The organism is Streptomyces sp. TLI_171 (assembly GCF_003610255.1).
Taxonomy (GTDB): Bacteria; Actinomycetota; Actinomycetes; order Streptomycetales; family Streptomycetaceae; genus Kitasatospora.
The window spans coordinates 7,978,027-7,990,148 of the sequence record NZ_RAPS01000001.1 but is presented as its reverse complement, the minus strand read 5'-3'; the positions used below and the strand labels follow the sequence as shown (position 1 = coordinate 7,990,148).

Genomic DNA, 12,122 nt, shown 5'->3' with positions numbered 1-12,122 from the left:
CCGTCAGAACCCGGCCGCCTCGCGGGCGCGCAGGGCCAGCCACAGGTCGATCCGGTCCTCGGCACGGTCCATGCGGCGGCCGGTCAGGCGGCCGATCTTGGCGATGCGGTTCTGCACGGTGTGCCGGTGCAGGCCGAGCAGGGCGGAGGTCTCCGCCCAGCTCCCGTTGGTCTCCAGCCAGACCCGGAGGGTCTCGGTCAGCTCGTGGTCGGGGTCGGCGGCGTCGAGGGCGGCGAGCGCGGTGTCGGCGAACGCCGCGAGCAGCGCGGGGCTGCCCAGGCTGAGCAGCAGCCGGACCGAGCCCGCCTCGGCCGCGGTGACGGGACGGCCGGCCTGGGTGCTGGCCGGGAGCAGGGCGTGGGCCTGGCGCAGGGAGAGCGCGGCGTGCTGGGGGGCGACCGCGGGCCCGATGCCCGCCGGGCGGCCGGGGGCGAAGCGGGCGAGCAGCGCGAGCGCGTCGGTGCCCTCGGGCACGACGGCCTCGACGGTGGTGCCGACGGCTCGGGCGAGGCCACCGGGTATCGCCAGGGCCAGGTCGGCGGCGGTCTCGGCGGCCTCGCTGGGGCGGCCCGTCCCGGGCGGCGGGTCGGCGCGGGCGGCGACGTGCACGGCGAGGGCGCGCAGCGGTCCGGCCGACAGGTTGACCGAGGAGAGCAGGGCGGTGGCCCGGGAGGCGCTGAGGTCGGCGGCGAACAGTCGGCTGAGCACGGTGGTGCGGTGGCGGCGGCGGGGTTCCTCGGCGAGGTGGCGGCGTTCCAGTTCGACGGAGAGCAGCGAGACCAGGACGCTGCCCAGCAGGCGGGTCTCGGCGGTGCTCGCGCCGACCAGCACGACGAAGCCGCGCAGCCGGGCGGCGCCGAGCGGCTGGGCGTGCACGGGGCCGCCGGGCAGTTCGCCGCCGCCGCTGCCGCGCAGGCCGCGCAGGGCGACGGAGTCCAGGATCGTGGCGGCGCCCGCCAGCACCTCGGCGGCGTCGGCCCCGGCGGCACCGAGCGCTCTGGTCAGGACGTCGCAGACCACGACGGCGACACCGGTGGCGCGGTACCAGGCGGTGAGTAAGTCGGTGAGGCCGTCCGGGGAGGCCGCGGCTGCGGTGAGGCGGCGCTGGGTGCGCAGGGTGCGCTCCAGCAGGCGGCGTTCCTCGGCGGAGCGGGCGTCGAAGACGGCTTTGGTGACGGCGGCCGGCGAGGTGCGTTCGGGGACGGTGATCAGCGGGAGGCCGTGTCGGTCGGCGGCCCGGGCGAGGGCGGGCGGCACCTGCTGGTGGGGCAGGGAGGGGCCGAGGCCGAGCACGAGCGCCGCGGCGCCGGCCCGGTCGAGGTCGGCGATGAAGGCTGCCAGGTCGTCGGGGGCGGCGCCCAGTAACAGGCCGGTGGTCATGACCACTTCGCCGCCCTCCAGCCAGGCGGACGGGTCGGTGGCCTCTGAGGCGTGGGCGGCCTCGACCGTGCGGCCCAGCCCGGCGTTGCCCGCGGCGAGCGTCAACCGCAGTGCGGGGATGGCCAGGAGGTCGCGGACGGTGAGGGGCATGGACCGATCGTTCGACGGACGGGTGATCTTCGATGTGATAGCACAGGAGGCCCGGTGCGCGCACCGGTCATGACAGTTCCGGCTGCTGGACGGGCCGGGCGCGAGGGTGGGGGCGGGCCGTGGGCCGTTGAGGGTCCGCGTCCGCGCAGCCCCCCAGTGGTCCCGGCAGGCTCCCCCCTCCTTGCAGGAACCTGCCGCCTCCCGGAACGCACCCCACCCGTCCGGGCAGCTCGGCTCCCGGGTGCGCGGCCCGGCTCAGAGCCGGGTCAGCCGCAGGCTGACCAGTGCGTACGGGGCCAGGTCCAGGGCGAGGGCCCCGGCCGGGTGGGGCTCCCCCGTCGGCGACTCGTCCAGGCGGACCGGCGCGGCCCGCCACCCCTCGGGGAGTTCGACCTCGACGGCGGTGCGCCGTCCCGTGGGGTTGGACAGGCGCAGCACCAGGCCGTTGCCGTCCTCCGCGCCCTTGAGGGCGGTCATCCGCGCGCCGCGCACCCGCAGGCCTGGGGCGCCGGTCGCCGCGGGGGCGGTGCCGGGGCGCAGTTGGGCGGCGCGCAGAGGGACGGTGGCGGCCTCGGCCAGGCCCACCATGTCGGCGTCGGCGGCGACGGGGGCGCCGACGGCCAGCGCCAGGTCGAAGGAGTGCCGGCGGCGGCACTGGGCTTCGGGGGTGGCCATCATCGGGCCCGCGCCGGTGGTGCGGGCGTTCAGGTCGAAGCGGGAGAGCCAGCCGACCGAGCGCAGCAGGGTGACCACCAGCTCGTCCTGCCCCGACGGGCTGAACCCGGCCGCCAGGCCGGTCCGTTCGGGCAGTCCGGCGGCGGCGACGGCGATCCGCAGCTCGCCGTCGCCGATCGCGGAGACGCTCTGCACGGGCACGCAGCCGTACTCGGCCTCGTGGGCGCGCTCGGTGGGCAGCGGGCCGAGGTCCGGGCCGACCGGGTGGTCGAGGAGGCTGTAGTGGGTGTCGGCACTCCAGCGGGCGGACGGGGCCGGGGTGGGGAAGTGCACCCGCAGCCGGTGGTCGTCGGCGGTGTTCTCGAAGGTCAGGTTCCAGCGCAGCGGGCCGTCGTGGCCGGGCCAGTGCGCGACGGTGACCGTGAGCGGGACCTCCACCGTGTCGGCCGAGCGGGCGGCGCGGTCCGCGGTGAGGCCGGTCGGCAGCTCGATCACCGCGTCGAGCTCCAGCACGGTGCGCACCGCGGAGGTCCGGCGGCGGGCGGCCAGCAGGCGCGGTGCCCGCGGCGCGTCGTGCGGGACGGGGTCGAAGTTGTAGGTGTCGCCGCGGTCGCCGTCGTCCAGCAGGGCGGCCAGGCCGGGCAGTTCGGTGCCGTCGGGGAGCCGCAGGGTCAGGGCGGCGTCGTCCCGGGCGGTCAGGGTGGCGCCGTCGGCCAGCGGCAGGGTGCGCACGCCCTCCTCGACGGTGGCGCCCGCGTCCGGCCGCGGGGTGTCGCCCAGCACGACGGTGTGCACGGCGTGGCCGAGGGCGGGCACGTCGGCGGCCAGCAGGTGCAGGCGGTGGCGCAGAGCGGGGCGGGAGTCCGGCAGGAGGTCGAGGTCGGCCTCGAACGCGGTCTCCTCGCCGAGGAGTTCGGCCTCGAACGGGACGGGGGCGCCGTCGGGGCCGGTGAGGGACTGCGGGTGGCGGCCGGGCGCGGTCAGCAGCTCCACGGTGACGGGGCCGGTGTGCGGGCGCGGGTGCGGGTTGAGGACGGCGAAGGCGGCCCGTTCGGTCTCCGGGTCTCCGTAGCGGGTGTCCAGGCCCGCGGCGCCCAGGGCGCGCAGCACCAGGTGGTCGGCGGTCTGCCGGACGCGCTCGAAGCGGACCTCGTTCTCGCGGTGCACCTCGTCCACGCTGCAGCCGCAGATCGAGTCGTGCGGGGCGTTGCGCAGCAGCAGTTCCCAGGCGTGACGCAGTTCCGCGGCGAGGGTGGCGTCGTCGGGGGCGTGCAGCGCCAGCAGGGGTTCGGCCCAGCGCTCCAGGTCGGTCTGGGCGGCGGCGTTGGCCTGCTTGAGGTAGGTGCGCGCCGAGAAGGTGCCGGGCAGCAGGAAGGTGAGCCGGCCCGGGCGGTGCCGCAGGGGTCCTTCGACCAGGGGGACGCCGCCTGCGTCGGCGGCCTCTCGGGCTGCTGCGAAGAACGCGGCCAGGGTGCTCTCGGTCAGAACGGCGCCCTGCTCGGCCGCGCTGGGGGCGGTGGCGGCGAGCGCCCCGGCGGGGTCGGTGGGGGCGAGGTGGTCGCCGCCGTTCATCAGCAGCCAGGGGCCGCCGGGCAACCGGTCGCGTTCGGCGGTGAGGAAGTCCTTGAGGCGGGCGGCGCGGCCGGCGTCGCCGTCGGGTTCGGCCCACAGCACCTCGGCGGCGTGGTAGCCCTGGTTGGCGGCCAGCACCTGGGAGCCGTCGGGCGAGCGCCAGTGGAAGCGGGCGACGCCGTCGGGGGCTCCGCGCCACACCAGGGCGGTGTCCATCCCGAAGCCGTTGAGGATGCGCGGCAGGTCGGCGGGGTGGCCGAAGGTGTCGGGGCAGTAGCCGACGTCGGCGAGCACGCCGACCCGGGTGCCCCAGCGGCGGGCGGTCAGCAGGTTGCGGACCAGGTTCTCGCCGGAGACGAGCTGGTTGTCGGCGAGCACGTGCCAGGGGCCGAGGGTGAGCCGCCCGGCCCGGGCGTGGGCGGCGAGCCGGTCGGCGAGGTCCGGGCGCAGCGCCTGGACGTCGGCGAGCACGATGGTCTGGCCGTCCAGGTGGAAGGTGGTCATCCGGCCGTCGTCGAGTTCGTCGCAGACGCGTTCGGCGAGTTCGACGAGGCGGGCGCGGTAGGACTCGAACGGGCGGTACCACTCGCGGTCCCAGTGCACGTGGGTGACGACGTGGCAGTCCACGGGCGGGGTGGTGGTCACGGCTGGTCCTCCGGGGCGGTGCGGGCGAGTGCGGCGGCGAAGCGGGCGGTCAGGGCGGCGGGGCGGGTGATGGCGCCGCCGACCACGACGGTGTGGGCACCGGCGGCGAGGGCAGCGGCGGCCTCTGCGGGGGTGGCGATGCGGCCCTCGGCGACGACGGGGACGTCGAGGCGCTCGGCAAGGGCGCGCACCAGGGCCAGGTCGGGTCCGGCCTGGGCGGGGCTGTCGGAGGTGTAGCCGGAGAGGGTGGTGCTCACCAGGTCGGCGCCGGCGGCGGCCGCGGCGAGGCCCTCCTCCAGGGTGGCGACGTCCGCCATGACGGGGATGCCGCGGGCGTGCAGCGCCTCGATCGTCTCGGCGAGGGTGCGGCCGTCGGGGCGGGGGCGGCCGGTGCCGTCCAGGGCGACGACGTCGGCGCCGGCCTCGGCCACGGCGAGGGCGTGTTCGAGGGTCGGGGTGATGTACGGGCCGTTTTCGCCGTCCTTCCACAGGCCGATGACGGGCAGCGGGACGGCCATCCGGACGGCGGCGATGTCGGCGGGGCCGTTGATCCGTACGGCGGCGGCGCCGCCGCTGTGCGCGGCGACGGCCATCTGCGCCATGTACTGCGGTCCGTGCAGCGGCTCGCCCGGCAGGGCCTGGCAGGAGACCACCAGCCGTCCGGCCAGGCCGGGCGGCAGGGGCGGTCGGCAGGACGGGGGCGCGGCAGGGAGCACGGTCGGCCTTTCTCGGCGGGTGTCGGGGAGGAGCCGCTCGACGGCCGTGCCCAGCGCGGTGACGACGTCCTGCCAGGGCGCGGTGGCCGGCAGGTGTCCGGCGGCTCGGCCCGCGCCCGGGGCGAGCCGGTCGGCGGCGGCGGCCAGTGCGAGCCGGTCCTGCGCGTCGGCGGGTTCCTTCGGGTCGGCGGTCAGCCGCTCCAGGCGCGCGCCGCCGAGTCCCCCGGCGGCGGCGAGCAGGTGGGCGGGGGCGAACAGCGGGTCGGCCGGGTCGAGGTCGGTCAGCCAGGCGAGCGGCACGCCGCGCCGGGCGAGAGCGAGTTGGAGGAGCGTCAACTCGTCCCGTTCGTCGATCAGTTCGCCGGGGTCGAGGGTCCGGGCGACGGACTGGGCGGCGAGCGTTCCGGCTGCCTCGCCGACCGCCCATTCGCCGTGGTGCACCCGGTAGGCGGCCGCGGCGGCCTGGGTGGCCGCCAGGTTCTTGGCGGCGGCCAGCAGGTTGCGCGGGGTGTCCGCCACCAGGGTTGAGAGCGGCACCTGGAACGGCGCGGTGGGCGAGTACGCCGACTGCGGGTGGCCGATCCGGGCGTGCAGGTCCATGTGGTAGAAGGCGAGGCCGCCGCTGTCGGGCCGGTTCGCGGCGCGGGCCGCACCGGGGACGGGCTCCAGGTCCTGCTGCCGGACGGGGGCGGGCGGGGCCAGGCGGCGGGACTCGCGCACGTACGGTTCGGCGGCCAGGCCTCCGGGGGCGCAGGCCTCGTCCTCGACCGGGCGCAGACCCGGGTAGCCGCGGCCGGTGCCGTCGTCGCGCGGGCACTCGGTCTGCAGCCAGTGCAGGAACGCCAGCGCGAGGCGGCGGGACTCGGCGCGGGCCCGTTCGGGCTCGTGCACGAGGGAGGCGTCGGCGTAGTCGTTGCCCGCCCAGTTGATCAGGGCGAGGTCGGTGGTGCCGAACTGCGCACCCTCGCGCAGGCGCCGGTAGGTCCAGAACGGCGGGTGGCCGTCCGGCCCGTCGGTGAACGTCCGGTAGCGGTGCGCGCGGTCGTCCCAACCCGCGATCTCCAGGGTGAACGGCTGGGCGTCGCGCCAGCGTTCGTAGCCCTCGGGCCGCGGCACGGTGTGGTCCTCGCCGGGCCGGTGCTCGACCAGCAGGCCGGTGGTGCAGGACTGCACGGCGTGCGGGTGGGGGCCGCCGGGCAGCGCCAGGCTCTCGCCGAACGCCGTACGCCCCTCCGAGCCGATCGCCCAGGGCGCGCCGGCCAGCGGCAGGAGCTCGCCGGTCTCGGTGGCGTCGCAGAACACCACGGCGGCGACGGTGAGTTCGCGACCCTCCTGGTCGCGCAGCCGCACCGAGGTGAGGCGCCCGTCCTCCCGCACCGCCCGGACGGGGCGCACGCCGGTGACGATCCGCAGCCGACCGGCGGTGACGTGCGGGGCGAGCAGGGCGTCGAGGACGCGGAGCGCGGCGGCGGGCTCGAAGCACAGGCGGCTGACCCAGCCGCCGCCGGGGTTGTCGGAGCCGCCGTACTCGGCGCGCAGCGCCCGGCGCAGCCGCCGGTAGGAGGCGGACGCGCCGCCGGGCGCCTCGACGTGTGGGTGTTCGTCGAGGGCCGGCACCAGCTGGGTGGTGAGCTGGCCGCCGAGCACCTGCTGGTCGCAGGTGAGCACCACGGTGCGGCCCGCTTCCACGGCGGCCAGGGCGGCTGCCACGCCGCCGAGCCCGCCGCCGATCACGGCGATCTCGGCGGCCAACTGCTGGACGGGTGCGGTCTCGTGGAGTGTCATCGGGCGTCCTCCGGGGCGCCGGGGCGAGTGACTGGTTCGGGGTGGGCGACGGGCGCGGAGCCGCTGTCGGTGAGCGAGAAGTCGACCTCGAAGGTCCGGGACCAGGGCAGTCGGACCGACCCGGGGTCGACGGCCAGGCCGTCGAAGCCGGGGAGCTCGGCGCGGCGCCGGGCCAGGCCGGTCGCGATGTCGGCGAGCACGGGGTGGCCGTCGGGGACGTGGTCGTGCCGGGTGGGGTCGCTGCCGAGGACGGCGCGGATCCGGGCGCGTTCGCCGCTCATCCAGCCCCAGTCCTCGACCAGGCGGTGCAGCAGCAGGCGCCGGTGGGCGCGCTCGTCGAAGCATCCGGCCCGGCGGGCGGCGACGGCCGCGACGGTGTGCGCGGCCACCGTGCCCAGGGTGTTGCCCGCGGTGTTCCAGCCGGCGTACGCGGTCAGCCGCTCCAGGACCCCGGCCTCGGCCAGGGCGCGGACCAGGTGGGGGTCGGCGCCGTTGGGCTGGGCGCAGTCGGCGACGGCGACGGACCGCCCGGCGGCCAGCAGGGCCGCCGCGCGGGCGGCCAGCGCCCGGGCGGGGGCCGGGTCGGTGGCGGCGGGCGGGGCGACCGCCCAGTCCCCGGTGCCGTCGGGGGTGTGCACGAGCAGCACGACGTCCGCGGCGTCCCCCTCCGGGACGACGACCGCGCCGCAGGCCCGGAGCTGCCGGGTCGCCGTGGTGGCCACCGGCACGTTCTCGTAGGCGGCGGTGCGGCGCAGCCCGGCCGGGTCGACGGCCTCGATCCGGGCCGTCGGCGCGGGGCCGCCCAGCAGGTCCAGCAGGGTGCGGGCCAGCAGCACGGTGCAGGCCTCGTCGGCCCCGGGCCGGACGCTGACCCGCTCGCGCAGGTCGAGCCAGGCCGACCAGGTGTCCAGCCAGCGCAGCTCGGCGGTGGCCAGGCCGTGCTCGGCGGTGTCGTCGGCGCCGACGACCAGGGTGCGCAGGGTGCCGTCGGCGACCAGTTCCAGCGCGGCCAGGTTGACGGCGTGGTTGCGCACCCGCCGGGTGAGGAAGTCCGCGCGGACGGCGGTCGGCGGCGCGGCGGCCCGCAGGGCCGTGGCGACGGCGGCCGGGTCGTCGGCGGCGCGATGCAGGTCGGCGGACAGGCGGTGCAGGGCCGGGCCGTGCGGGTCCCAGTAGGCGGGCTCCTCCATGGCGTCCGACGAGTCGGGGGTGCGGGTGATCAGGGTGACGGCGTGGACGGGGACGCCGCGCCCGGCCAGGTCGTGCAGCGGCGCCCAGGCGGCGGTGACGGAGGCGACGGTGGCGGGCCGGGTGCGGGAGGCGATCAGACCTCCGTGGCCCAGTGTCTCCAGGGAGACGACGGCCGCGTCGGCCGCGACGTCGGCGAGCCATCCGGCGAGAGCGGCGGGACTGCCGGGTTCCCGGAGCACCGGCATGGCGTCGGAGGGCGGGGTGAGCAGTCGCGCACCCGCCACCGCGGCGACCAGGCGGGGCAGTTCGGCGCAGGCCGGGCGTTCGTCCAGCGGGACCAGGGCGATGCGGGGGGAGCTCACGGCGTTCCTGCGCTTTCGGAGGGTTCGGTGGTCCGCTGCCCACCGGTGTCACGGCTTGGGGTGGTGGACGTTCTGCGGCCGTCCACGGCCGGCCGGCCTCCGGTGTCCGGAGGCCCGGGATCTCCGGTTCCCGGCCGGCCCAGCCGACGGGCCTCCGCTGCCGCGCCGATCAGGACGGCGTCCGCGTCCAGCGCGGAGCGCACCACCCGGACCCCGGCCAGCAGGGGCAGCGTGTGGGCCACCAGGGCGGCACGGAGGCCGGCTTCGTACCAGGGGCCGGAGGCGGCGGCCCCGCCGCCGAGGACCACCACGTCGGGGTCGACCGCCGCGACCACGCCGGCCAGCGCCGTGCCCAGGGCGTGGCCGCCGGAGCGGAGGACGAACCGGGCGACCTGGTCCCCGGCCTTCGCCAGAGCGGCGACGGCGTGCAGGTCGGGCAGGTGGTGGTCGGGCAGCAGGTGGCGGGCTTCGGCGGTCATGGCCGGGCCGGCTGCGAGCGCCTCGACGTGTCCGGTCGCGCCGCACGGGCAGGCGATCCCCTCCGCTCCCGGGACGGGCAGGTGCCCGAGGTGTCCGGCCGCCCCGTGCGCGCCGCGCAACAGGCGGCCGCCGACGGCGACCGCTCCCCCGATGCCCGTGCCGGCCATCACGCCGACGGCCACCTCGGTCCGGCGGGCGGCACCGGCGGCGCACTCGCCGGCCAGGAACGCCTGCACGTCGTTCAGGACGGTGGCGGGCAGCCGCAGTTCCCGCTCGGCGGCTGCGGCCAGGTCCGTCCCGGCCCAGCCGGGGAGCGCGGAGGTGGCGGCGACGATGCGGCGTCCGCGGGCGTCGACGACACCGGCAGTGCCGAAACCGGCGGCCACCGGCGCGGCGCCGAGGAGGCCCGTACCCTCTTCGGCCGCGAGGCGGGCCAGCCGCAGGGCCGCGGCGAGGACGGCGGGGGCGCCGTCCGCGGCGGGGGTGGGGGTGGTGAGCCGGACGACCGGCTCCGGGCGGCCGTCGGTCTCGACCACGACGGCCGCCGTGGTCTTGGTGCCGCCGATGTCCACGGCCAGGACCGGCGGCACCGCTGTGCGGCGCTCGGGGGTGGTGCTCATGGTCGGCGTTCCCTGGTGATCGTGAAGGTGAAGTCGTAGCGGTCGGCGCGGTAGAGGCTGACGGCCCGTTCGACGGCGCGGCCGCGGGCGTCGCGGGTGACCCGCTCGACGTACAGGGCGGGGAACTGCGGCGGCACGTTCAGCAGGGCGGCCTGGGCGGCGTCCACGAGGGTGGCCCGCACGGTCTGCTGGGCGCTCTCCGGGGCGGCGCCGGCCCGCTCCAACAGGGTGTAGAGCGAGGCGGGTTCGCCCTGGTCGAGCAGGCCGGGCAGCAGGGCCTCGGGGAGCCAGACGTTCTCCAGGCACATGGGTTCGCCGTCGGCGGTGCGCAGTCGCTCCAGGTGGATCAGGGGCGTGCCCGGTTCGACGAACAGGTCGCGGGCGTTGACGACGTCGGCCGGGACGCGTTCCATCAGCAGCAGTCGGCCCGCGGGCGTCATCCGGCGGGCGCGGATGTCCTCGGAGAAGGACGTCAGGTGCAGCGACTTGCTGATCGTCTCGCGCTCGGCGACGAAGGTCCCCGAGCCCTGGACCCGGTAGACGTGACCCTCCTGGCTGAGGCGTTCGATCGCGCGGCGCACGGTGACCCGGCTGACGTCGTAACGGGCCATCAGGTCGCGTTCGCTGGGCAGCGGGTCGTGCGGTGCGGCGCCCTCGACCAGGTCGAGCAGGGCGCGGCGCAGCGTCTCGTGCTTGGGCTCGCGCGGCTCGGCGGCCCGCGTCCGCTTGCCGACCCCGCTCGCGGTGCCGTCCGTCGTCGTGTTCATCCCTTGACCGCTCCCTCACCCACGCCACGGAAGAAGAACCGCTGCAGGGCGAAGAACAGGACCAGCAGCGGCACGACGGCCATCATGGTGCCTGCGGCGATCACGCGCTGGTCATTGGTGAACGTGCCGGACAGGTACTGGATCCCCACGGTCAGCGTGTACTTGCCCTGGTCGGAGAGGGAGATCAGCGGCCACAGGAAGTCGTCCCAGCTGAAGACGAAGCTGAAGATGGCGACGGCGGCCAGCGTGCCGCGGACGGAGGGCAGGGCGATCCGCCAGAACCGCGTCCATTCCCCGGCGCCGTCCAGGACCGCGGCCTCCTCGACCTCGGCGGGCAGGCGGCGGAAGGCGTTGCGCATCAGCATCACCGACAGGCCGGAGGCGGCGCCGGGGATCATCACGCCGAGCAGGGTGTCGGTCAGGTGCAGCGAGCGGGCGACCAGGAACTCGGAGACCATGATGCTCTCGAACGGGATGATCATCGTGGCGAGGAAGATCCCGGCGGCGAGGCCGCGGCCGCGGAAGGTCATCCGGGCCAGCGCGTAGCCGGCCATCGAGCCGAGCAGGCAGTTGGTGAGCACCGAACCGAGCGCAACGACAAGGGAGTTGCCCGCGTAGTGCAGCACGGGGACGGTGTCCAGCACCTCGGCGTAGTGGTGCAGGGTCGGGTGGGCGGGCAGGAGTTGGGGCGGGTAGCCGAAGACCCGCTCGCCGTTGCCCTTGAGGGAGGTGGACAGCTGCCACAGGAACGGGCCGACGGTGAGGGCGAGGACGAGCGCCAGCAGCAGGTAGCGGCCGGTCAGTCCGGCGGCGGTGCGCACCCGGCGGGCGGTCGGGACGGGGCCGGCCGGCCGGCCCGGGTCCGCGGCCGCCGGGGCCTGGGGGATCTGCAACGTGGTCATGCCCGTTCCTCCCGGGAGTTGAGGCGGGTGACGGCGACGGAGAGGCCGAGGGTGCCGAGGAAGAGCACGATGCTCATGGCGGAGGCGTAGCCCGCCTCGCCGCCCAGGCCGAGCCCGACCTCACGAATGGTGTAGACCAGGGTGCGGGCCTCGCCGCCCGGTCCGGCGCTGCCGTCGCTGAGGGTGTAGACCTCGGCGAACACCTTGGCGGAGCCGATCGCGGCCAGGGTGGCGACCAGCACCATGGTGGGCCGCACCAGCGGCAGGGTGACGTGGCGGAAGCGTCGCACGGTGCCGGCGCCGTCGACCTCGGCCGCCTCCAGCAGCGAGCGGGGCACGTTGGCCAGGGCTGCCAGGTACACCACCATGTAGTAGCCCAGGCCCTTCCAGACGGTCATCGCCATCGCGCTGAACAGCAACAGGTGCGCGTCGGTGAGGAACGGCACCGGCGCGGCGACCAGGTGGAGTCCGCGCAGCACCGAGTTCACCAGGCCGTCGTCCGAGAGCAGCCAGGACCAGATCAGGCCCGCGACCACCATGGACGCCACCACCGGCGAGTAGAAGACCGCCCGGAAGAATCCGATGCCGGCGATGCGCTTCTGCACCAGCACCGCGAGCAGCAGCGGCAGCACCACCAGGCAGGGCACCACCACCGCGATGTACAGCAGCGTGTTGCGCACCGACTGCCAGAACTGCTCGTCGTGCAGCAGTCGCGCGTAGTTGTGCGTGCCGGTGAAGGCGCCGCCGCCCAGCGTGCTGGCGTCGGTGAACGACAGCACGGCGGTGTTGGCGAACGGGACGATGAAGAAGCAGACGGCTATGGCCAGGGCCGGGAGGAGGAAGAGCCAGGGGACGTACCAGCGTCGGCCGGTCACGG

Annotated in this window: 8 protein-coding genes and 1 pseudogene; all 9 read right to left on the bottom strand. The window is 76.4% G+C overall.

What is annotated here, in order from left to right; all coding sequences use genetic code 11:
- Window positions 1-3 precede the first annotated feature (3 nt).
- The gene (locus BX266_RS35710) at window positions 4-1,530 is read right to left on the bottom strand and encodes a PucR family transcriptional regulator (protein ID WP_099906843.1); all 1,527 of its coding nucleotides are present in this window, start codon (window positions 1,528-1,530) and stop codon (window positions 4-6) included.
- 255 nt (window positions 1,531-1,785) lie between these two features.
- Complete coding sequence (locus BX266_RS35705) at window positions 1,786-4,422, bottom strand: glycosyl hydrolase-related protein (protein WP_099906841.1); 2,637 nt, start codon at window positions 4,420-4,422, stop codon at window positions 1,786-1,788.
- Window positions 4,419-5,102, bottom strand: a complete 684-nt coding sequence (locus tag BX266_RS40510) for an N-acetylmannosamine-6-phosphate 2-epimerase (protein ID WP_259465203.1) — start codon at window positions 5,100-5,102, stop codon at window positions 4,419-4,421. Before BX266_RS40510 ends, BX266_RS35705 begins: the two co-directional genes overlap by 4 nt.
- A gap of 402 nt (window positions 5,103-5,504) precedes the next feature.
- Window positions 5,505-6,923 (bottom strand): annotated as a pseudogene (locus BX266_RS40505) (FAD-dependent oxidoreductase); the annotation flags it as partial.
- Window positions 6,920-8,476 (bottom strand): DUF4127 family protein, encoded by a 1,557-nt coding sequence (locus BX266_RS35695; protein ID WP_099906837.1) that lies wholly within the window; start codon window positions 8,474-8,476, stop codon window positions 6,920-6,922. The gene BX266_RS35695 and the pseudogene BX266_RS40505, both read right to left, overlap by 4 nt.
- Complete coding sequence (locus BX266_RS35690; protein WP_259465018.1) at window positions 8,473-9,576, bottom strand: ROK family protein; 1,104 nt, start codon at window positions 9,574-9,576, stop codon at window positions 8,473-8,475. Before BX266_RS35690 ends, BX266_RS35695 begins: the two co-directional genes overlap by 4 nt.
- Window positions 9,573-10,343 (bottom strand): GntR family transcriptional regulator, encoded by a 771-nt coding sequence (locus tag BX266_RS35685; RefSeq protein WP_099906835.1) that lies wholly within the window; start codon window positions 10,341-10,343, stop codon window positions 9,573-9,575. The genes BX266_RS35690 and BX266_RS35685 overlap by 4 nt, the downstream gene beginning before the upstream one ends.
- Window positions 10,340-11,245 (bottom strand): carbohydrate ABC transporter permease, encoded by a 906-nt coding sequence (locus BX266_RS35680; protein ID WP_099906833.1) that lies wholly within the window; start codon window positions 11,243-11,245, stop codon window positions 10,340-10,342. Before BX266_RS35680 ends, BX266_RS35685 begins: the two co-directional genes overlap by 4 nt.
- Window positions 11,242-12,120 carry a carbohydrate ABC transporter permease gene (locus BX266_RS35675; RefSeq protein ID WP_183096890.1) on the bottom strand — a complete coding sequence of 293 codons (879 nt, stop codon included), beginning with the start codon at window positions 12,118-12,120 and terminating at the stop codon, window positions 11,242-11,244. Before BX266_RS35675 ends, BX266_RS35680 begins: the two co-directional genes overlap by 4 nt.
- Between the last annotated feature and the right edge of the window lie 2 nt (window positions 12,121-12,122).

What these genes read in the sequence shown, in the direction of transcription:
- BX266_RS35710 (WP_099906843.1), bottom strand. Translation starts at nt 1,530, where the DNA reads ATGCCCCTCACCGTCCGCGACCTCCTGGCCATCCCCGCACTGCGGTTG.
- BX266_RS35685 (WP_099906835.1), bottom strand. Translation starts at nt 10,343, where the DNA reads ATGAACACGACGACGGACGGCACCGCGAGCGGGGTCGGCAAGCGGACG.
- BX266_RS35680 (WP_099906833.1), bottom strand. Translation starts at nt 11,245, where the DNA reads ATGACCACGTTGCAGATCCCCCAGGCCCCGGCGGCCGCGGACCCGGGC.
- BX266_RS35690 (WP_259465018.1), bottom strand. Translation starts at nt 9,576, where the DNA reads ATGAGCACCACCCCCGAGCGCCGCACAGCGGTGCCGCCGGTCCTGGCC.